The organism is Pseudomonas sp. PKS (assembly GCF_051913525.1).
In the GTDB taxonomy this organism is placed as follows: domain Bacteria; phylum Pseudomonadota; class Gammaproteobacteria; order Pseudomonadales; family Pseudomonadaceae; genus Aquipseudomonas; species Aquipseudomonas guariconensis_D.
The window spans coordinates 25,668-45,411 of the sequence record NZ_JBEGDO010000031.1; the positions used below are offsets into that span (position 1 = coordinate 25,668).

The following is a 19,744-nucleotide window of genomic DNA, read 5'->3' on the forward strand; positions in this document are numbered from 1 at the left end:
CTTTGGCCATTGCCGGCCTGGATGACCGGCGCGAACATCGTCAGACAAATGGTGCACTCCAACAACAATAACCAGGAGTCTGACGATGCGTGACTACGCCGAAGCCGCCCGTTCGTTCGATTACACCCAGGCCGTCCAGGACGCGTTGCAGGGCAACCTGCAGGCCATGAACGCCTGTGTCGAGTGCTGCGACCGCCATGTGGGCAGCGACCGGCCTGCGTTGATCTGGGAGGATCGCGACGGCAATGGCGCGGTCTACAGCTTCGACCGGATGCAGGCCCTGGCCAAGCGCTTTGCCAATGTCCTGAAGGCCCAAGGCGTCGGCGCCGGTGACCGGGTTGCCGGCCTGATGCCCCGCACCCCTGAGTTGTTGGTGACCATTCTAGCCACGTGGCGGTTGGGGGCGGTCTACCAGCCGCTGTTCACCGCGTTTGGCCCCAAGGCGATCGAGCATCGTCTGGAGCAGTCTCACGCCCGCGTGGTGGTCACCGAGCGCAACAACCGTCCCAAGCTCGACGAGGTGGCGGATTGCCCAACGATCATCACGGTGGGTGCGGCGGTCGGTGAGCTGGATTTTCATACCGAGCTCAACGCCGCCGCCAGCGAGTGCGAGCCTGTGTTGCGTACTGGGGACGACCCCTTCCTGCTGATGTTCACCTCCGGCACCACGGGCCCGGCCAAGCCACTGGAGGTGCCGTTGCGGGCCATCGTCGCCTTCCAGGGCTACATGCGCGATGCCATCGATCTGCGCCCGGACGACAACTTCTGGAACCTTGCCGACCCGGGCTGGGCCTATGGTCTCTACTACGCCGTCACCGGCCCGTTGGCCTTGGGGCACGCCACCACCTTCTACGACGGCCCGTTCAGCGTTGAAAGCTGCGCGCGGATGATCGACAAGCACGGCATCAGCAACCTGGCCGGATCGCCCACGGCCTATCGTTTGCTGATCGCTGCCGGCCGGGAGTTCTCGGCGCCGATCAAGGGCCGCCTGCGAGTGGTCAGCAGTGCCGGCGAACCGCTCAATCCCGAGGTGATCCGCTGGTTTGCCGATGAGCTGAACGTGACCATTCATGACCATTACGGCCAGACCGAGCTGGGGATGGTCCTGTGCAACCACCACGCCCTGAAACACCCGGTCCACGTGGGATCGGCGGGCTTCGCCATCCCCGGCCACCGCATTGTGGTGCTGGATGAGCAGGGCCTGGAGCTGCCGGCCGGGCAGCCGGGCATTCTGGCAGTCGATCGCGCGCAGTCGCCGCTATGCTGGTTTGGTGGCTACCACGGGTTGCCGACCAAGGCCTTCGTCGGCCAGTACTACCTCAGTGGCGATACCGTCGAGCTCAATGCGGATGGCAGCATCAGCTTCGTTGGGCGCAGCGACGATGTGATCACCACCTCCGGCTACCGGGTCGGGCCGTTCGATGTGGAGAGCGCGCTGATCGAACACCCGGCGGTGATCGAAGCAGCGGTGATCGGTAAACCCGACCCGGAACGTACCGAACTGATCAAGGCATTCGTGGTGCTGGCCAAGGGTTTCGAAGGCAGCGCCGAACTGGAGGAAACCCTGCGCCAGCATGTGCGTCAGCGCCTGTACGCCCATGCCTACCCCAGGGAAATCGCATTCGTCAGCGAGCTGCCCAAGACCCCGAGCGGCAAGCTGCAACGCTTCATCCTGCGTAATCAGGAAATCGCCCTACAACAAGCCGCGCAGGCTTCTCACGCCAGCGCCTGAAGGAAGCACATCATGCAGATAGCCAACAAGCATTTCATCGTCAGTGGCGCAGCCTCCGGGCTCGGTGCTGCCACCGCGCAGATGCTGGTCGATGCCGGCGCCAAGGTCATGTTGGTCGACCTCAATGCCGAAGCGGTCGAGGCCAAGGCCTGTGAGCTGGGCGAACAGGCCCGCTTCGCCGTCGCCGACATCAGCGACGAGCAGGCGGCCAAGACGGCCGTCGATGCCGCGGTCAGCGCCTTCGGCAGCCTGCACGGGCTGGTCAATTGCGCCGGCATCGTCGGCGCCGAGAAGGTGCTAGGTAAACAAGGCCCCCATGGCCTGGCCAGCTTCGCCAAGGTGATCAACGTCAACCTGATCGGCAGCTTCAACCTCCTGCGCTTGGCGGCGGCGGCCATGGCCGAAGGGGCGGCGGACGAGGGCGGCGAGCGCGGGGTGATCATCAACACTGCCTCGATTGCCGCCTACGACGGCCAGATCGGCCAAGCCGCCTATGCCGCCTCCAAAGGCGCCATCGCCAGCCTGACCTTGCCGGTGGCCCGTGAGTTGGCGCGTTTCGGCATCCGCGTGATGACCATTGCCCCGGGCATCTTCGAGACGCCCATGATGGCCGGCATGACCCAGGAGGTCCGCGATTCCCTGGCCGCCGGCGTGCCGTTCCCGCCGCGCCTGGGACGCCCGCAGGAATACGCAGCCCTGGCCCGCCATATCATCGAGAACAGCATGCTCAACGGCGAGGTGATCCGCCTCGACGGTGCCTTGCGCATGGCTGCCAAGTAAGGGAGATCCGCACATGACACTCGCCAACGATCCGATCGTCATCGTCAGCGCCGTGCGCACGCCCATGGGCGGCCTGCAGGGCGACCTCAAGAGCCTGACCGCGCCGCAACTGGGCGCTGCCGCCATCCGTGCCGTCGTCGAGCGTGCCGGTATCCAGGGTGACAGCGTCGAGCAGGTGTTGTTCGGTTGTGTCCTGCCGGCAGGCCTTGGCCAGGCGCCGGCACGCCAGGCTGCGCTTGGCGCGGGGCTGAACAAGCACACCACCTGTACCACCCTGAACAAGATGTGCGGTTCGGGCATGCAGGCGGCGATCATGGCCCACGACCTGCTGCTGGCCGGCAGCGCCGATGTGGTGGTGGCCGGCGGCATGGAGAGCATGACCAATGCGCCATACCTGCTGGACAAAGCCCGCGGCGGCTACCGCATGGGCCATGGCAAGATCATCGACCACATGTTCATGGACGGTCTGGAAGACGCCTACGACAAGGGGCGCCTGATGGGCACTTTCGCTGAGGATTGCGCCCAGGCCAATGGGTTCAGCCGTGAGGCTCAGGACCAGTTCGCCATCGCCTCGTTGACCCGCGCTCAGGACGCTATCAAGAACGGCCGCTTCGCCGCCGAGATCGTGCCGGTGGAGGTCACCGAGGGCAAGGAGAAGCGCCTGGTCAGTGATGACGAGCAGCCACCGAAGGCACGCCTGGACAAGATCCCGCAACTGCGCCCGGCCTTCCGCGATGGCGGCACCGTGACGGCCGCCAACGCCAGCTCGATTTCCGATGGCGCTGCTGCGCTGGTGCTGATGCGCCGCTCCGAGGCGCAAAAGCGCGGGCTCAAGCCGTTGGCGGTGATCCATGGCCACGCGGCCTTCGCCGACACCCCGGCGTTGTTCCCAACCGCACCCATCGGCGCCATCGACAAACTGATGAAGCGCACTGGCTGGAACCTGGCCGAGGTGGACCTGTTCGAGATCAACGAGGCCTTCGCCGTGGTCACCTTGGCGGCCATGAAACACCTGGACCTGCCGCACGAGAAGGTCAATATCCATGGCGGCGCCTGCGCCCTGGGCCATCCGATCGGTGCCTCCGGTGCGCGCATCCTGGTGACCTTGCTGTCGGCCTTGCGCCAGAACAACCTGCGCCGCGGCGTGGCGGCCATCTGCATCGGCGGTGGCGAGGCCACGGCCATGGCCGTCGAGTGCCTGTATTGAGGTGAACCATGCTGGTAACTGACGAGCAACAACAGATCGCCGACGCCGTCCGCGCATTTGCGCAAGAGCGCCTGAAACCCTTTGCCGAGCAGTGGGACAAGGAGCACCGCTTCCCTCGCGAGGCCATCGCTGAAATGGCTGACCTGGGCCTGTTTGGCATGCTGGTGCCGGAACAGTGGGGCGGCAGCGACACCGGTTACGTGGCCTACGCCATGGCCCTGGAAGAAATCGCCGCGGGCGATGGTGCCTGCTCGACCATCATGAGCGTGCACAACTCGGTGGGCTGCGTGCCGATCCTGCGTTTTGGCAACGAGCAGCAAAAGGCGCAGTTCCTGACGCCGCTGGCCAGCGGCCAGATGCTCGGCGCCTTCGCCCTGACCGAGCCCCAGGCCGGCTCCGACGCCAGCAGCCTGAAAACCCGCGCACGTCGCGATGGCGACCACTATGTGCTCAGCGGCAGCAAGCAATTCATCACCTCCGGGCAGAACGCCGGGGTGGTGATTGTCTTTGCCGTGACCGACCCCGAGGCCGGCAAGCGTGGCATCAGTGCGTTCATCGTGCCCACCGACTCACCGGGTTACCAGGTGGCGCGGGTCGAAGACAAGCTGGGTCAGCACGCCTCCGACACCTGCCAGATCGTGTTCGACGAGGTGCGTGTGCCGGTGGCCAATCGCCTGGGCGAAGAGGGCGAGGGCTACAAGATTGCCTTGGCCAACCTTGAGGGCGGGCGCATCGGCATTGCCTCCCAGTCCGTGGGTATGGCCCGGGCGGCATTCGAGGTGGCGCGCGACTACGCCAATGAACGCCAGAGCTTCGGCAAGCCGCTGATCGAGCACCAGGCCGTGGCCTTCCGCCTGGCCGACATGGCCACCCGCATCGCCGTGGCCCGGCAGATGGTGCTGCATGCCGCGGCGTTGCGCGACGCAGGCCGTCCGGCACTGGTGGAAGCCTCCATGGCGAAGCTTTTTGCCTCGGAAATGGCAGAAAAGGTCTGTTCGGATGCCTTGCAGACGCTCGGCGGATATGGCTATCTGAGCGACTTCCCGCTGGAGCGGATCTACCGCGACGTTCGGGTCTGCCAGATTTACGAAGGCACCAGCGACATTCAGCGCATGGTCATTGCGCGCAATCTTTGAAGGAGCAGTCTGCATGGCATTCGAAACCATCCTGTTGGACATCCACGGCAAGGTCGGCCTGATCACTCTCAACCGGCCGCAGGCGCTCAACGCCCTGAACGCGCAGATCGTCGGCGAGATCAACCAGGCCCTGGACCAGCTCGAGCGTGACCCGAACATTGGCTGCGTGGTGCTCACCGGCTCCGCCAAGGCGTTTGCCGCGGGCGCCGACATCAAGGAAATGGCCGAGCTCAAGTACCCGCAGATCTACGTCGAAGACCTGTTCAGCGACGCCGATCGCATCGCCAACCGCCGCAAGCCGATCATCGCCGCAGTGTCCGGCTTTGCCCTGGGCGGTGGTTGCGAGCTGGCGATGATGTGCGACTTCATCCTGGCCGCCGACAACGCCAAGTTCGGCCAGCCGGAGATCAACCTGGGTGTGCTACCGGGCATGGGCGGAACCCAGCGCCTGACCCGTGCGGTGGGTAAGGCCAAGGCCATGGAGCTGTGCCTGACCGGGCGCCTGATGGGCGCCGAAGAGGCCGAGCGCGCCGGCCTGGTGGCCCGCGTGGTGCCACAGGCCGAGCTGCTCGAGGAGGCCCTGAAGGTCGCCGCGACCATCGCCAGCAAGTCCATCCCGGTGAGTATGATGGTCAAGGAAAGCGTCAACCGTGCTTTCGAAGTCACCCTCAGCGAAGGTGTGCGCTTCGAGCGTCGGGTCTTCCATGCAGCCTTCGCCACGGAGGATCAGAAAGAAGGCATGGCTGCCTTCATCGCCAAGCGCGAGGCGCAGTTCAAGGATCGTTGAGAGCAGTCGGGGCGCCAATTGGCGCCCCGGTCGTTTCAGACATTGAAGAAGTACTGCTGCGCATCGGCCAGGGAGATTGGGCTGCGGTAGACCGCTTCGGTCTGCCCCGTGTCCGACCGGCTGACCTGCGCCCCCTGGGCGTATCGCTGCGCTGCGGATTTGAGGTGACCGGCGACGAAGGCGCGCTTGTCGGCCTCGAGTGTGCGGTAGTGGAAATGCGCTACCCACAGCAATGATTCGCCCTTGTAGATCCCATAGTCGTCCAGGTAGTCCGCGGGCCTGCCCTTGACCCGGGCGAGCAGGGTGCGCGGGTTCTCCGCGCGGACGGTCACCGTGCCCTGGTCGATGAGAAAACGCAGCTCGGCCATTCGCGGTTTTTGCTCCAGCGCCGCTTTGGTGCGCAGTCTGAGCGCCTTGCTGGTCAGCTGGGTGTCCAGGTCTTCAAGTTCCTTGATCGTCCCCGCCGCATCGCGGTTGCCTGTGACCTCGTCCGTCTGGTTGTCCGCTGTCAGGTGGCGCTCGATCGCTTCGCGCAAGGTACGCAGGCGGTCGCGCTGATCGTGCAGCAGCTCTTCGATTTCGATAGGTAGGTACTGGCTGAACGTGCCACCTTCCAGGCGCTGCAGTTCTTTGCGCGCGGTCTGCAGACGCGCTTGGCTGTCCTTGAGCAAGTGTTTGAGCTTGCGCGTGGTCGGGGGCTGGCTGGCCGGTGCCTGCGCTGCAAGTTCGACCCAGCGATCCTCTTCGAGTTTGTAGCTGCGCGACCCGGCACTGTGCAGCGCGATCGGCACATCGACGATCGTGTCTTCGTCTGGTCGAACGCTGCCCAGCAGCACGTCGCCTTCCTGGGTCTCGATCAAGCCTGGCATCTGCTTGCGCAGTTGGTTGACGGTGTTGTTGGGCAGCGTTGCCGCGTATTCGTCGAGTGTGGGTTGCAGGTCCTTGGCGGTGCTGTCGATGTCTTCTTGCAGGCGGGTCAGCGTCCGCTGGGCACTGTCTTGGTTCAGATGCGACTTGAGGTTGCCCAGCTGGCGCCGTGCTGTCTGGATGTGACGATCGATGCTGACGGCCATCCGATTGACTACCTCGTCATTGGGCTGGTCGATGTCCAGCAGCCGCTGACGTTGGGCAAAGGCCAGATCCAGGCTCTCGCCACAACGCTTCAGCCAGTATTCGCTTTCATCGTCGAGCGTTTCGAGCAACGACAAGCGATTGAAGCACATCTCTATACGCGACCAGCGCCACGCCAGAGGCGATTTGACCAACTCCCAATCGATCGAGACCGCGTCGAGGTACTCGGTGATCTTCGGCTGGGAGCGGCTGGCGAGGCGCTGAAGTTGCACCATGCCATCGACCAAGCTCTGGCTGTTATCCAATAACTTGTTCACCAGTGGCAGCGAGGTATCGATGCGCTGGCTCAGGCTGCGCTCGTCCGCCTCGCTCAACTTGTAGCCCTCTTGATGCTGTTTGATCAGTTGATCGATTTGTTTCCTTAGAGGGGCGTGCAGCCAAGACAGGGTTTCGTTGATCCGCTTTGCGTAGTGCAGATGCTGGGACAGGGAGTAGGCGTGTTTGACCTTGTAGTCGGGCAGAGGCTTGAGCGCATTGAATTGATTGATGCGTTTCAAGTGCTCTTGCCAGAACGCGGTGAAGTCCTCGAGCTTTGCGAGGTAGTTGCGCAAGATGCTTTCAGGGGCATTGCGGTGAGCCAGTTTTGCCACCTTGTCGAGGTATTCGCGCTGGGTCTTCTGGTAGGTCAGATCCTGCTGGATCTGGGTCTGCAGGGCTGCCAGTTCCTGCTGGTTGGCGATGCGCAACTGCTCGATTCGGCTGTGTAGCGGCATGCCGGCGCGCAGGCGCAGGCCTAGGTCCAGCTGCCAGCGACCGGCTTCATCGCGTCGCAGCCAAGGGCCTTTGATGAGCCCGTCCTTGCTGTCGACGATGCGCGGGCACTGTCGGCTGGCATCGTATTCGACCTGGTAGACCTTGTCGTCGAGCGCAACCCAGCTTCTGTCCCTGTACAGATACAGGCCCTGCAACGGGCCGTTGGGGATGGGCTTGCCCAGCCGGACGAGGGGGATGTCCGCGCGCAGTGCTTCCAAGGTTTTTCGCTGTGCGGTATCAAGCACGCGCGTGGGACGCGCCCAGGAGAAGTCGAGGATCTGCTCACGTGGCGACATCGTCAGCGTGGGCAGGGCTGGCGGTAAGGTCGTGGCAGGCGTGGTTTGCGCTCGCTGCGAAGCGGCCTGGCGCTGCACCTCGACACGCTTGAAAGCGTGGTTGAGCAAGAGCAGCGCCAGGTTGATGAGAAACTCCACGAGGGCGACGATGCGTTCGCCAGCGCTGCGGTGTTGCTGCCCGCCCACCAATTCGAGAAAGGCGGTTTCCAGCTGGATTGTCCAAAGCGGCGCGGCCAACGGTTCGGCCACAAAGGGCAATGCGGTATTGAGGAGCAGCCAGCCTAGGGATTTCCAGCGTTCCCAGCGGGCCTGGGCGCTGGTCTGGGCATGCGCTTGAAAGTGGCTGATGGTTTCTTCTATGCACCCCTGGTAGATGGCGTGGGCTGGGTCCGCCAATGCGGGCTCCCGCGTCAGAGTGACCGGCGCAGGGGGGCCGAACGGGACGGCCCAGTCGTCTTCCAGTGGGTGGAACAGGTGGGGTTCGACGAAGCCGCCATGGGCATAGACCTTACGGTCCTGTTCGGGCAGGCGATCGAGCAGGTCGTCTTGCAATGGGCCGGGGGCGGCGATTGCATCAAGCAGCGCCTGCCTGTCCTCGAAGGCCAGCAAGGGTTCGCTGTGCAGCGGGCGGTACAACAGGCAAGGTTGTGGGGCGGCAGTGGGTGTTTCGATCAGCCATGTGTTGAGCGGGTGGTCGGGGCTGGCATCCAGGCTCCTGAGCAACCCCAACGGGCGCAGTTGCCAGGCAGCGCTGCGTTGCGGCGTCTCGCCAAATACGTCGCCGATACCCTTGATGGCGTCGAAGCCTATCGGCTTGCCTTGCAGGTTCAGCGCCATGGCAAGGGCGGGTAGCTGGGTGTGCAACTGCCTTCTGAGCAACGATTCGCGACGCGACCGTTGCGATGGATCATCCAGCAGCGTGGCGCGCAGCATGGCCGGGTAGTGCTGTGCGACATCCACCTCGGTGATGAGGTTGCGCAAATAGGTTTCATTGAACCAGTCCGGCACCGGCTTGCCGTCGAGCGTCTGGAGTGTGACCTTACCTGGGCGCAGCAGCCCCAGGTTGCTGATTGCCAGTTGGGGGAGGGTGAATGTTTCAGTGTGTGGCGTGTTGTCCGTGGCGATAGTTTCCTGGGCCGGCAGCGCGGCTACCGTGGTTTGAGCGTTGAGGACCCTGAGCGTCGAGAGGTCCAGGTTGGCTTCGGGGTGATCCTCCCTAATGCGAGCCAGGAGCTTTTGCGTGGCGAAGGTCTGGGCATCGGCGACGCCATCGAGCCAGGAAGTGTACTGGGCATCGTGGTAGCTCTGGGCAACCTGAGTCAGCAGCGTGCTGTAGCGCAACAGCTTTTTCGGGGAGGCCTCCTTCAACCAGGCGGGCAAATGGCCCGCCAGGCGCTCGTGCAGGGTGGCCTCGGCCGGGCTGCACAGGCCGAACATCGATGTCAGGCGGTCCAGGGCAGTTGACAGATCGGTCGCACGGACCAGGTCGTCCTCCAGCCAGGCGGTCAGTTGCGATCCATGTAACTGCTGGCACAGCACGCCGAGTGCCTGGCTTTGGAAGTACGGCAAGGTCGGCGTTACCAGGTGCACAGCCGGCCCGGCCACACCGGGCAGCGCTGGCCAGGGCCTTGCGGCGTGGCTGAGCAAGGCTTGACGTGACGCAAAGGACGTCAATTGCCCGGTAGGGGTGTAGAGCAATATCGTGCCGGGGTCGCCACTGTCCTCGATCAGCAGGGCACTGGAAAGCTCCGGATCCAGCTGCCAATTGCTCACGAAGTCCATCCGCAAATTGTTGACCTGCACCTGGAGCGGTTCCAGGCTGGCTTGCGTGCGTGGGGCTGGGTGGGCTTGTACCCACTGTGCCGTCCTCAGGGCCTCGGGAGGGAGCGTCGCGTCCCGTTGGCTGTCCTTCACGGCTTGGGTGAATTGTTGCTGCAGGTAATCGCTGTACCACTGCCAGGGCGTCTGCCCCTGGTCGTCGGTGTCTGTCCAGAAGCTGATCAGGGCCTGTTGGTACGCCTCCAGCATGAACGGACCGCATTCATTGATCATGAGTGTCAAAGGATCAAGATCCAATGACAGCGCCTTTTCCGGTTCATGTGCCTGTACCGGCGTGACGTAGTCTTCATGAGGGGTCAGGTTCAGCGTACGACGCGAGCAGAAGCGCTCGACCAGCACATGGCTCAACGGACGGATGTAAGGTGGCGCGGATTCCGGCCCGAGGCTGACCAGAAACAGCGCGCGAGGGTCTTCGCTGGGCGGCAGGCGGCGTGTCAGCCATTGTTCGGCCAGCACCTGGTCGGCGATGTCGAACAGGCTGGGGCGGGCATTGAAGCGGATCGCCACCTGACACTCCAGGCTTGGGCTTGCGGGACGTTGGGACGTAGTGCTCATGGACAGCTCCGAAAATGAACGGTCCATTAGCAAAGCCGCCTTCGTGACGCCGCGGTCGGTAGCCCGCTACTACGTGTTGCATGCGCCTTGCCTGGCGGTTGCACGTTGCAGCGTAAAACCGACGAGCTGTTGCCGTGGTACGGGGCGCAAACGGTGGCATTTCGGGTAAATTCACGGATCAATGGTGTTGCCCCATACGGCCCGCCGCCTTAGACTGCCGCCCCCTGTAAAACAGAGCCGGTTGGCGCTTTAAGAATTTCGTTGCCCACGAACTGTCGTTGGCGACACCCGAATCGCCCAAAATGCCTATATTTTCATAGAGAAATCGATGACCAAGGAACAGTTGCTGGCTATGTCGGCCGATGACTACATGAATGCCGAACAGTTGGCTTTCTTCACTGGCCTGCTGCAAGCGATGAAAGTCGAAACCCACGAGCGCATCGAGCTGAGCCGCGCCACCATCGAAAGCCTGGACACGCCTTCGGATCCGGCCGATGTGGCCTCGGTGGAAGAGGAGCGCCACTGGCTGGTCAACGCCATCGAGCGTGACCAGCGCCTGCTGCCACAGCTGGAAATGGCCCTGGGCCGCATTGCTGACGAAAGCTTCGGCTGGTGCGACGACAGCGGTGAACCAATCGGCCTGCAGCGTCTGCTGATCAGCCCGACCACCAAGTACTGCATCGAAGCCCAGGAGCGTCACGAACAGCTCGACCGCCACCAGCGCCAGATCTGATCGTCATATCCAGCAGAGGCCCCATGAAGCGATTCATGGGGCCTTTTGCGTTTTCGTCTGTTGGGCGCATTTATTGCCGTGGATGCAATACAGCTGTACTGGCGTGCGCTTTTTCCACTTGCTGGGCGGGCGTATGATGGCGATATCGTTAGGTTGCTAATTAAGTTCCGGAGGGGATGATGAATAGCCGAGTCGATGTCGCCGTCATGATTGGTTCAGGTGTACCTGCGACACTGCAGGCCATGGGCCGGCGTGTCTGTTGGGTGGTGTTGGTCAATGGCGAGCGCCGCGGTACGGCCTTTGGCAGTCGCAAAGAGGCAGTCGAATGCCAGGCGGCATGGCTGGCGCAGCTGGAAAAGGGCAAGGCCGCCTGAGCGGTGGGCCGAGCATCATTGTTCAAGCTGGCGTGCCAAGTCACAGGCGTCCTGATGGCGGCGGCGAAACCCTTTGATGCGACCGGTAGTGCGTTCGGCAACATGAAAGAAATCGATGCCGGCGGGAATGACGATAAACCGCGGACGGTTTTTGCTGAGGCAAGAAATGCACTTGACCTCTCGACGGATTTCAGTGTTTTCGTGCATATTCTTTCCCCTGTAATGCGCTGATGGATACCGGGCCTTTTCTGCAAAGGGCCTGACATTATCTATTGCATCTTTTTCTGCAAATTTGTTGTCAGAGCATTACGTTTCCTGTTGAGGAAACTGCCGAAAAGCCGTCTTGGGGTCTTGGCTGGCAAGCTAGAGTAACGATTCCTGCCTGCCGCATCGCATGCCTGCACAGACGTTTCGTGCATCGCTTCATTAGTCTTTCATGACATCGACTTGATATGTCCGCGCCCCGCCTTCGGTTGGGGCGCCTGTAACCGATTCGAGGAATTCTTCATTGGCAGTCAGTACACTGGATACCCACGCGTTGTTCGCCCTGGGCGATTTGCGGGCCAAGTTGGCCAAGCTGTTCCACGGGCGTTTCGTCTATGTCACCGAGCAGAGCCCCGATGGCCTTTACATGGCCGAGATCGATACTGATGACGCTCTGGTGGTCGACAACAAGCAGCACCTTGAATTGAAAGTGGGTGACCACTTCCGCGCGGCGGTATTGCCCAGCCGCGAGGGTGGCAAGCTGGAGCTGCGTTTTCGGGAAATCAAGCTGAACGTCTATGGCGTTGGTGACTATGCCTTCGTCTCGGTGCCGGAGGGTGAAGGCATCGTCTTTCGTGAAGGGCATGGCGTGATGCTGGTGTTCGCGGCGCAGCAACAAGTGCAGGAAGGCCTCGGCAAGCTGCTCAAGGCCGTGACCGGCAAGGTCGCCAAATGGCGCAAAGGCGAGCTGACCACCTTCAAGGCCAGCGAATGAGCGACAAGGCGCCCACGGGCAGGGCGCAATTTCATCGAGAGCATCAGGCGCAGGCCGTCGAGCAGGCTGAGCGGCTGCTGGCGCAGCGTGAGGCACTGGGCAGTGCCTGGCTGGCCTGGGTCGCGGGCCAGCTGTACCAACTCAGCCCGCCTGAATTCGCCGCTATGGTGCGCCGGGAGCTGCAACGCCTGGCGCAGGGGTGAGGCCAGCTCGTGATCTTGATGCGGGCGTCAGTTACCGCCGTCCCGCCCGCTGCTGATCTCTTCCGGCACAGCCTCTCCCGATGTGCGCTTGCGGAACAGCGCCGCCCTGGCCAGCAACAGCGTGGTCACCGGCACGGTGATCGACAGCAGCACCGGTATCAGCCAGGCGTGCAGTACCGGGCCTTGCTTGAGCCAGGAGAAATACAGGATCGAGGCCAGGCACACGCACCAGGCGCCCAAGGTCGAGGCCAGGGCTGGTGGGTGCATGCGCTGGAAGTAATCTTTCAGCCGCAGCAGTCCCAGGGCGCCGATCAGGGCGAACAGACTGCCCGCAAGCAGCAGCAAGGCGGTGACCAGCTCCAGCCATAGCGGTATTTCGAGGGCTTCGTTCATTCGATCACCTCGCCGCGCAGAAGGAATTTAGCCAGGGCGAAGGACCCGACGAAGCCGAACAGGGCGATCAGCAAGGCGCCTTCGAAATAGGTGTCGCTGGCATAGCGGATACCCAGGACCAACATCATCAGCATGCCCAGGATGTAGAGGTAGTCCAGTGCCAGGACCCGGTCCTGGGCAGAGGGGCCACGGAACAGCCTGACCAACGCCAATGCCATGGCGATGGCAAAGATGAACAGGCTGGCGAGGACGGCGTTGGCAAGCAGGCCGGTCATTCAAAAATCTCCATCAGCGGGCGCTCGTAGGTGTGCTTGAAGTGCTCGATGAAAGCTGCTTCGTCCTCCAGATCGAACACATGCAGCAGCAGGACGCTGCGGTCCAGCGCCAGCTCCGACCAGACCGTGCCTGGCACCACCGTCGTGATCATCGACAACGCCGCCAGGCCATGGGCATCGCGCAGCGCCAGAGGAATGTGGACGAATGCTGAGCGCGGCGGGCGATGGCCGGCACACAGCACACCGCGGGCCACCAGCAGGTTGGAATGGATGACATCCAGGCCCACACGACAGATCAGCCGCACGACCGCCCACGGACGCCGGACATGGGCGTGCTGGGGACGCAGCGGGGCCATCAGCAGGGGCGCAAGGATACCCAGGGCAGCGCCGAGCAACAGGTTGCCCGGGCTGACCGACAGGTTGAGCAGCAGCCACAGGGCAAACAGCGACAACGACAGCAGCGGGGCGGGAATCAGTCGGCTCATGGCTGCACCTGTATGTCGGCGGTGGTCGGGCCAGGAACCGGACGCGTCGCCATCACGGCCTGGATGTAGGCATCGGGCGTCTGCAGGCTGGCGGCGGTGTCCTGGGTGTAGCGCAACAAGGGTTCGGCCTGGACGCTGAGCAGGATGCACAGTCCTAGCAGGATGACGATGGGCAGGCATTCATAGCGGCGCAGCAGGGGAGAAGGACGCTCCTCCGGCTTCCAGAAGCGCTGGATACCCACACGCCCAAAGGCAATCAGCGAGGCCATGCCCGAAAGGATCAACAGCACCACCAGGCACCAGGCGGAGGCGGACAGCGGCTGCTCGGTCGGCACACCCAAGCCTTGGGGATTGAACAAGGCGCTGATCAGGCTCAGTTTGCCAATGAAGCCCGACAGTGGTGGCATGCCGATGATCAGCAGGGCGCAAGCGATGAAGCTTAAGCCCAGAAATGCCATGGTCCAGGGAATGATCTGGCCGATCACCGCCTTTTGTTCGTCGTCCAGATTGATGCCTTTGGGTGGGTGCAGCGACTCCAGTGGCGAGGGAATCCCATCGTCCTCTTCGTCCAATGGCGCCTCGTTGGCCGAGCGTGAGCGCTCCACCAGTTCGGCAAGCAGGAACAGCGCGCACAGGGCCAGGGTCGAGCTCACTAGGTAGAACAACGCACTGCCGGTGAGGATCGGCTGGCCGAAACCGATGGCCCCCAGGAGGGTGCCGGCGGAGACCAGGATGCTCAGGCCGGCCAGGCGCTCCAGGCGCTGGGCGGCGAGGATGGACAGTGCCGCCACCGCTAAAGTGGCCAGGCCGCCATAGACCAGCCATTGGCCGCCGAAGTGCGCCGAAGCGCCGGCCTGGCTGGAGAACAGCAGGGTCCACAGGCGCAGCACTGCATACAGGCCAACCTTGGTCATGATGGCGAACAGTGCCGCGACCGGTGCACTGGCCGAGGCATAGGCCGGCACCAGCCAGAAATTCAGCGGCCAGATACCGGCCTTGACCAGGAAGGCCATGGCCAGGATTGCCGCGCCGGCGTGCAGCAAGCCGCGATCGGCCTCCGGCACCAGCGGGATCTTCAGCGCCAGGTCGGCCATGTTCAGGGTTCCGGTCACGCCATAGAGCATCGCTGCGCCCACCAGGAACAGCGACGAAGCGAACAAGTTGATGGCGATGTAATGCAGGCCAGCTTTCACCCGAGCCCGACCCGAGCCATGCAGCAGCAAACCGTAGGAAGCGGCCAGCAGGACCTCGAAGAATACGAACAGGTTGAACAAATCCGCTGTCAGGAAGGCGCCATACAGTCCCATGAGCTGGATCTGGAACAGGGCGTGGAAGCTGGCGCCGGCGCCATCCCAGCGGGCCCTGGCGAAGAGCAGGGCGCTGACGCCGATGATGCCGGTGAGGGTCAACAGCAGCGCGGACAGGTGGTCCACCACCAAGACGATGCCGAACGGTGCGGGCCAGTTACCCGGCAGGTAGACACCGATCGATTCGGCCTGACCCTGGCCGCGTACCCAAGTGAGCAAGGTGATGGCGATGCCCAGGCCAATCAGCGTGGACAACAGGTTCAGGTGCCCCTTGAGCGGACGACGCTTTTCACCCAGCAGCAGCATCAAGGCGGCTGTCACCAGCGGTAGCAGGATGGGGGCGATGATCAGTTGGTTCATCAGGCTCATTCTTCACGCTCCCGACCGTCGACGTGGTCGGTGCCGGTCAGGCCACGCGAAGCGAGCAACACCACCAGGAACAGTGCGGTCATGGCAAAGCTGATGACAATTGCGGTGAGTACCAGCGCCTGGGGCAGTGGATCGGTGTAGTGCAGCAGATCCTGCGTCACCCCTTCCTTGATGATCGGCTCCTTGCCGATGAACAGGCTTCCCATGCTGAAGATGAACAGGTTGACGCCATACGACAGCAGGCACAGGCCCATGATGACCTGGTAGGTACGTGGGCGCAGGATCAGCCAGACCCCGGAGGCGGCCAGCACGCCAATGGCCACGGCAATGACTTCTTCCATCAGGCGGCTCCTGCTTGGCTGGATTTCGTGGGAGTGCCCGGGCGATAGGCGCGTACCGACTGGTGCGCCAGGGCAGTGAGGATCAACAGCGTGGAGCCGACCACGACGGTGTAGACACCGATGTCGAAGAACAACGCGCTGGCCACGTGCACGTCACCCAGCACCGGCAGGTGCAGGTGGGCGGTGTGGGTGGTCAGGAACGGGTAGCCAAGGAGCATGGCACCGGCACCGGTCAGGGTGGCGCACAGCAGGCCCGTGCCCATCCAGCGCAGCGGGCGCAGGCTCATCTGGGCCTCGACCCACTGGGTGCCGGCGACCATGTATTGGAGGATGAACGCCACCGACATCACCAGGCCAGCGACGAATCCGCCACCTGGCTGGTTATGGCCGCGCATGAACAGGTACATCGACACCACCAATGCAATCGGCAACAGCAGGCGAACCAGCGCGGCCGGCACCATCATGAAGCCCAGGGCGGTGTCGGTGGCATGGCGCGGGTTGATCAAATCGGTGACCACATCTGGGGCCAGCGAGCGCTGCTGGGCCGGCAGCTGCATGCTTTCCTTCGGTGGGCGGAAGCGCCGCAGCAGGGCAAATACGGTCAGGGCCACGGCCACCAGGACGGTAATCTCGCCGAGGGTATCGAAGCCGCGGAAGTCCACCAGCATCACATTGACCACATTGGTGCCGCCACCTTGGGGCAGGGCTCGGCTGAGGTAGAACGAAGAAATGTCGTTGGGCGTAGGACGGGTCAGCATGGCGTAGGACAGCAAGGCCATGCCACCGCCGACCAGCACGGCCAGCAGCAGATCGCGCAGGCGGCGAAGGCGTGCACGCTCCTGAGTTGCACCCAGCGCCGAGACGCCTTCGATACGTCGTGGCAGCCAGCGCAAGCCGAGCAGGATCAGCACGGTGGTCACCACCTCGACCACCAGTTGGGTCAGGGCCAAATCAGGGGCGGAGAACCAGACGAAGGTGATGCAGGTCATCAGGCCGCAGACACTGACCATGATCAGTGCCGCCAGACGGTGGTACTTGGCCTGCCAGGCGGCGCCGATGGCACAGGCGATGGCGATCAACCAGAGCGCGACGAATACCCCGGACCCTGGGATTTTCGGTCGATCACCCCAGGTCAGGCCGCTATCTAGCATCGGCAGCAGCCCGGCGAGGAAGGCCGCCAGTGCCAGCATGAACAGTTGCTTCTGCAGGCGGCGGGTAGTCAGCAGCCCTTCAAGGCGACGGGCCAGCAGCATCAGGCGCACCAGGCCACGCTCGAACAGGCGCTTGCCGTTGAAGCGTTCGATTAGCGGTGGGTGTGGGAAGCGGCCTCGACGCAGTTGCTCGCGCAACAGCAGGTAGAGCACCACGCCGCCGCACATGGCGATCAGGCTCATGATCAGCGGGGCGTTCCAGCCGTGCCAGATGGCCAGGCTGTATTCAGGCAAGGTCCCGCCGACCACCGGCAACGCGGCAGCGGCCAGCAACGGGCCGACCGACTGAGCGGGGAAGATGCCCACCACCAGGCACGTCAGCACCAATAGCTCTACTGGCGCGCGCATCCAACGCGGCGGCTCGTGGGGTGTGTGCGGCAGATCCTGAGCGGTCGGGCCGAAGAAAACATCGACGGTAAAGCGCAGCGCGTACGCCACGCTGAAGGTACCCGCCAGGGTGGCAATCACCGGCAATGTGGCCTCGACCCAGGCGGTGGAGGTGATGAACACGGTCTCGGCGAAGAACATCTCCTTCGACAGGAAACCGTTCATCAGCGGAACGCCGGCCATCGAGGCGCTGGCGACCATGGCCAGGGTGGCGGTGAACGGTATCAGGCGGAACAGCCCGTTCAGGCGACGAATGTCGCGCGTGCCGCTTTCATGGTCGATGATGCCGGCGGCCATGAACAGCGAGGCCTTGAAGGTGGCATGGTTGAGGATGTGGAACACCGCGGCCACGGCTGCCAGCGGGCTGTTCAGGCCCAGCAGCAGGGTGATCAGGCCCAGGTGGCTGATGGTCGAGTACGCCAGCAGGCCCTTGAGGTCGTTCTGGAACATGGCGCAGAAGGCGCCGAGCAGCAGGGTCATTGCACCTGCACCGCCGACGATCCAGAACCACTCCTCGCTGCCGGAAAGCACCGGCCAGAGCCGGGCCAGCAGGAACACTCCCGCCTTGACCATGGTGGCCGAGTGCAGGTACGCGGAGACGGGGGTTGGCGCTGCCATCGCATGGGGCAGCCAGAACTGGAAGGGGAACTGGGCGCTCTTGCTCAGCGCGCCGATCAGGATCAAGGGAAGCAGGACGGGATACAGCGCATGTTGGCGAATCAATTCGCCGGCAGCCAGGACCTTGTCCAGGTCGTAGCTGCCGACCACATGGCCGAGCAGCAGCACTCCGACCAGCATGCACAAACCGCCGGCGCCTGTGACCATCAGCGCCATGTAGGCGCCTCGGCGAGCATCGCTGCGATGGTGCCAGTAGCCGATCAGCAGGAAGGAGAACAGGCTGGTCAACTCCCAGAAGAACACCAGCTGGATGAGATTGCCGGAAATCACCAGGCCGAGCATGGCGCCCATGAACGCCAGGAAGAAGGCAAAGAAGCGGGGCACAGGGTCCTGGGGCGACATGTAGTAGCGCGCATACAGCGACACCAGCGTACCGATGCCGAGCACCAACAGGGAGAACAGCCAAGCGAAGCCGTCCATGCGCAGGACCAGGTTCAGCCCCAGGCTCGGCAACCAGAGGAACTCCTCGCGGATGACGCCGCCATGGGCGATCTGCGGGTACAGCAATGCTACCTGGATGGTGCCCGCCAGGGCGACGAGCCCGGCGAGAATGGACTCTGCGTTGCGTGCGTTGTGCGGCAGCACGGCTGCCAGGCAACTGCCCACGAACGGCAGAAGCAATAGCACTATCAATGACATAGCGTTCTAATCTGGAGGAGTTTGCCAAGGATCATACGTGCCGAGGAGTTGATCACCAACACGCAAGCGGTTGAACATTCCTACATATGGGGTGTGAAAAGCTGTTTTTTTATAACAGTTTTTTTCAAAGCATAGCTGCTGAGCGGGACTTCACAGGCCTGGTTCGTGTTCGTGGGCGTCGCGGCTTTCTTGCGTGGCCGGGCCTTCGTCGGTGCGGCGGATCTTCAGTTCGCTGACCACCACGGCGATCACGATCAGCAAGCCCCCAAGCAGTGCCAGGCCTGGCAGTCGCTCCCCGGCAATGCGCCCGACGATGCCGGCCCACACCGGTTCGCCGGCATAGATGAGGGTGGCGCGGGTGGGGGATACGGATTTCTGCGCCCAGTTCATCGCCACCTGGATCACCGCGCTCATCGCGCCCAGGCCGATGGCGCTGAACAGAAGCAGCCAGGAGAAGTCTGGGATGCGTTCTTGGGTCGGAACGATCATGAGAAATGCCAGGGCCGAGGCGGTCAGCAGTTGAACCACCGTGACACGACGTACATCGACTTGGCCAGCATAGCGGCTGATCAGGATGATTTCGGCTGCGATGGCCACGGCGCTGATCAAGGTCAGCAGCTCACCTTCGCTGAGGTTCAGGGTTCCGCTGTCAGGGCCTGCCACCAGCACCAGGCCTATGAAGGCCAGGCAGATCCCGAGGCTTGGCATCAGCCCTGGGCGACGCCCGAGCACCAACCACTGCAACAGTGGCACGAAGGGGACATAAAGGGCGGTGATGAACGCCGACTGGCTGCTGCTGATGGTCTGCAGGCCCATGGTCTGCAAGCCATACCCGAGCATGATCGATACGCCGATGAGCATGCCGGCCTTGAGCTCGGTCAGGGTCAGCCCCGGCAGCGAGCGCGCCGACACCAGGCCCACGAACAGCGCTGCGGCGGCAAAACGCAGGCCGACGAAAAACATCGGGCCGCTGACCGTCATGACGTTATGCACCAACAGGAAGGTGCCACCCCAGAGCATGGTGATGAACACCAGCACCAGTTCCGCTTTGCTCAAACGCAGGGATACGATGGCTTTCGACGAGCTGGAGGATGGGGTCATGGTCTTGCGTGCTCAAAGAGGGCGGCGCACAATCGGCCGCAAAGTGGGCAGTA

The 19,744-nt window shown here is 63.2% G+C and carries 18 protein-coding genes; 9 read left to right on the forward strand and 9 right to left on the reverse strand.

Annotation, left to right across the window (positions count from 1 at the left end; all coding sequences use genetic code 11):
* Positions 1-85: 85 nt before the first annotated feature.
* From ABOA88_RS22365 to ABOA88_RS22385, 5 genes are read left to right on the forward strand one after another with little or no spacing between them, the layout of a single operon-like run.
* Complete coding sequence (locus ABOA88_RS22365) at positions 86-1,732, forward strand: AMP-binding protein (RefSeq protein ID WP_367852126.1); 1,647 nt, start codon at positions 86-88, stop codon at positions 1,730-1,732.
* A 12-nt stretch (positions 1,733-1,744) separates the two neighbouring features.
* A complete protein-coding gene (locus tag ABOA88_RS22370; protein WP_196171127.1) occupies positions 1,745-2,512 on the forward strand; it encodes an SDR family NAD(P)-dependent oxidoreductase in 768 nt (255 codons plus the stop codon).
* Between the two features lie 13 nt (positions 2,513-2,525).
* Positions 2,526-3,719 (forward strand): acetyl-CoA C-acyltransferase, encoded by a 1,194-nt coding sequence (locus ABOA88_RS22375; RefSeq protein WP_367852125.1) that lies wholly within the window; start codon positions 2,526-2,528, stop codon positions 3,717-3,719.
* 8 nt (positions 3,720-3,727) lie between these two features.
* The gene (locus tag ABOA88_RS22380; protein WP_367852124.1) at positions 3,728-4,855 is read left to right on the forward strand and encodes an acyl-CoA dehydrogenase; all 1,128 of its coding nucleotides are present in this window, start codon (positions 3,728-3,730) and stop codon (positions 4,853-4,855) included.
* Positions 4,856-4,868: 13 nt separating this feature from the next.
* Positions 4,869-5,642, forward strand: a complete 774-nt coding sequence (locus ABOA88_RS22385; protein WP_043213863.1) for an enoyl-CoA hydratase — start codon at positions 4,869-4,871, stop codon at positions 5,640-5,642.
* A 35-nt stretch (positions 5,643-5,677) separates the two neighbouring features.
* Here the strand turns inward: ABOA88_RS22385 and ABOA88_RS22390 are convergent, their stop codons facing one another.
* On the reverse strand, positions 5,678-10,216 hold the full coding sequence (locus ABOA88_RS22390; RefSeq protein WP_367852123.1) for a hypothetical protein: 4,539 nt from the start codon (positions 10,214-10,216) through the stop codon (positions 5,678-5,680).
* A gap of 328 nt (positions 10,217-10,544) precedes the next feature.
* Here ABOA88_RS22390 and ABOA88_RS22395 point away from each other — a divergent pair, with 328 nt between their 5' ends.
* Together ABOA88_RS22395 and ABOA88_RS22400 are read left to right on the forward strand one after the other, a co-directional pair.
* Positions 10,545-10,949, forward strand: coding sequence for a TraR/DksA family transcriptional regulator (locus tag ABOA88_RS22395; protein ID WP_043213866.1), 405 nt, complete (start codon positions 10,545-10,547; stop codon positions 10,947-10,949).
* 179 nt (positions 10,950-11,128) lie between these two features.
* Positions 11,129-11,323 carry a hypothetical protein gene (locus ABOA88_RS22400; RefSeq protein WP_043213867.1) on the forward strand — a complete coding sequence of 65 codons (195 nt, stop codon included), beginning with the start codon at positions 11,129-11,131 and terminating at the stop codon, positions 11,321-11,323.
* A 15-nt stretch (positions 11,324-11,338) separates the two neighbouring features.
* On the opposite strand, the gene ABOA88_RS22405 is transcribed toward ABOA88_RS22400, so the two are convergent.
* Complete coding sequence (locus ABOA88_RS22405; protein WP_440127987.1) at positions 11,339-11,530, reverse strand: hypothetical protein; 192 nt, start codon at positions 11,528-11,530, stop codon at positions 11,339-11,341.
* A 301-nt stretch (positions 11,531-11,831) separates the two neighbouring features.
* On the opposite strand from ABOA88_RS22405, the gene ABOA88_RS22410 reads away from it, so the two are divergent.
* Positions 11,832-12,302 carry a hypothetical protein gene (locus ABOA88_RS22410; protein WP_043213872.1) on the forward strand — a complete coding sequence of 157 codons (471 nt, stop codon included), beginning with the start codon at positions 11,832-11,834 and terminating at the stop codon, positions 12,300-12,302.
* Positions 12,299-12,505, forward strand: coding sequence for a hypothetical protein (locus ABOA88_RS22415; protein ID WP_196171122.1), 207 nt, complete (start codon positions 12,299-12,301; stop codon positions 12,503-12,505). The genes ABOA88_RS22410 and ABOA88_RS22415 overlap by 4 nt, the downstream gene beginning before the upstream one ends.
* A gap of 27 nt (positions 12,506-12,532) precedes the next feature.
* On the opposite strand, the gene ABOA88_RS22420 is transcribed toward ABOA88_RS22415, so the two are convergent.
* The 7 genes from ABOA88_RS22420 to ABOA88_RS22450 all read right to left on the reverse strand — a co-directional run bounded on the left by ABOA88_RS22420 (position 12,533) and on the right by ABOA88_RS22450 (position 19,691).
* Positions 12,533-12,898, reverse strand: a complete 366-nt coding sequence (locus ABOA88_RS22420; protein ID WP_196171121.1) for a Na+/H+ antiporter subunit G — start codon at positions 12,896-12,898, stop codon at positions 12,533-12,535.
* Complete coding sequence (locus tag ABOA88_RS22425) at positions 12,895-13,173, reverse strand: K+/H+ antiporter subunit F (protein WP_043213878.1); 279 nt, start codon at positions 13,171-13,173, stop codon at positions 12,895-12,897. Before ABOA88_RS22425 ends, ABOA88_RS22420 begins: the two co-directional genes overlap by 4 nt.
* Positions 13,170-13,658 carry a Na+/H+ antiporter subunit E gene (locus ABOA88_RS22430; RefSeq protein WP_070574068.1) on the reverse strand — a complete coding sequence of 163 codons (489 nt, stop codon included), beginning with the start codon at positions 13,656-13,658 and terminating at the stop codon, positions 13,170-13,172. Before ABOA88_RS22430 ends, ABOA88_RS22425 begins: the two co-directional genes overlap by 4 nt.
* Positions 13,655-15,334 carry a monovalent cation/H+ antiporter subunit D gene (locus ABOA88_RS22435; protein WP_367852122.1) on the reverse strand — a complete coding sequence of 560 codons (1,680 nt, stop codon included), beginning with the start codon at positions 15,332-15,334 and terminating at the stop codon, positions 13,655-13,657. The genes ABOA88_RS22430 and ABOA88_RS22435 overlap by 4 nt, the downstream gene beginning before the upstream one ends.
* Positions 15,331-15,675: a Na+/H+ antiporter subunit C gene (locus ABOA88_RS22440; RefSeq protein ID WP_043213881.1), complete on the reverse strand. Its 345-nt coding sequence runs from the start codon at positions 15,673-15,675 to the stop codon at positions 15,331-15,333. The genes ABOA88_RS22435 and ABOA88_RS22440 overlap by 4 nt, the downstream gene beginning before the upstream one ends.
* Positions 15,675-18,590, reverse strand: coding sequence for a monovalent cation/H+ antiporter subunit A (locus tag ABOA88_RS22445; RefSeq protein ID WP_367852121.1), 2,916 nt, complete (start codon positions 18,588-18,590; stop codon positions 15,675-15,677). Before ABOA88_RS22445 ends, ABOA88_RS22440 begins: the two co-directional genes overlap by 1 nt.
* Before the next feature lie 150 nt (positions 18,591-18,740).
* Positions 18,741-19,691: a DMT family transporter gene (locus ABOA88_RS22450; protein ID WP_196171118.1), complete on the reverse strand. Its 951-nt coding sequence runs from the start codon at positions 19,689-19,691 to the stop codon at positions 18,741-18,743.
* Positions 19,692-19,744 lie beyond the last annotated feature (53 nt).

Bases quoted from the DNA above. Each gene is read 5' to 3' on its own strand.
- ABOA88_RS22365 (WP_367852126.1), top strand. From the start codon at position 86: ATGCGTGACTACGCCGAAGCCGCCCGTTCGTTCGATTACACCCAGGCC.
- ABOA88_RS22370 (WP_196171127.1), top strand. From the start codon at position 1,745: ATGCAGATAGCCAACAAGCATTTCATCGTCAGTGGCGCAGCCTCCGGG.
- ABOA88_RS22375 (WP_367852125.1), top strand. From the start codon at position 2,526: ATGACACTCGCCAACGATCCGATCGTCATCGTCAGCGCCGTGCGCACG.
- ABOA88_RS22380 (WP_367852124.1), top strand. From the start codon at position 3,728: ATGCTGGTAACTGACGAGCAACAACAGATCGCCGACGCCGTCCGCGCA.
- ABOA88_RS22385 (WP_043213863.1), top strand. From the start codon at position 4,869: ATGGCATTCGAAACCATCCTGTTGGACATCCACGGCAAGGTCGGCCTG.
- ABOA88_RS22390 (WP_367852123.1), bottom strand. From the start codon at position 10,216: ATGAGCACTACGTCCCAACGTCCCGCAAGCCCAAGCCTGGAGTGTCAG.
- ABOA88_RS22395 (WP_043213866.1), top strand. From the start codon at position 10,545: ATGACCAAGGAACAGTTGCTGGCTATGTCGGCCGATGACTACATGAAT.
- ABOA88_RS22400 (WP_043213867.1), top strand. From the start codon at position 11,129: ATGAATAGCCGAGTCGATGTCGCCGTCATGATTGGTTCAGGTGTACCT.
- ABOA88_RS22405 (WP_440127987.1), bottom strand. From the start codon at position 11,530: ATGCACGAAAACACTGAAATCCGTCGAGAGGTCAAGTGCATTTCTTGC.
- ABOA88_RS22415 (WP_196171122.1), top strand. From the start codon at position 12,299: ATGAGCGACAAGGCGCCCACGGGCAGGGCGCAATTTCATCGAGAGCAT.
- ABOA88_RS22420 (WP_196171121.1), bottom strand. From the start codon at position 12,898: ATGAACGAAGCCCTCGAAATACCGCTATGGCTGGAGCTGGTCACCGCC.
- ABOA88_RS22425 (WP_043213878.1), bottom strand. From the start codon at position 13,173: ATGACCGGCCTGCTTGCCAACGCCGTCCTCGCCAGCCTGTTCATCTTT.
- ABOA88_RS22430 (WP_070574068.1), bottom strand. From the start codon at position 13,658: ATGAGCCGACTGATTCCCGCCCCGCTGCTGTCGTTGTCGCTGTTTGCC.
- ABOA88_RS22435 (WP_367852122.1), bottom strand. From the start codon at position 15,334: ATGAGCCTGATGAACCAACTGATCATCGCCCCCATCCTGCTACCGCTG.
- ABOA88_RS22440 (WP_043213881.1), bottom strand. From the start codon at position 15,675: ATGGAAGAAGTCATTGCCGTGGCCATTGGCGTGCTGGCCGCCTCCGGG.
- ABOA88_RS22445 (WP_367852121.1), bottom strand. From the start codon at position 18,590: ATGTCATTGATAGTGCTATTGCTTCTGCCGTTCGTGGGCAGTTGCCTG.
- ABOA88_RS22450 (WP_196171118.1), bottom strand. From the start codon at position 19,691: ATGACCCCATCCTCCAGCTCGTCGAAAGCCATCGTATCCCTGCGTTTG.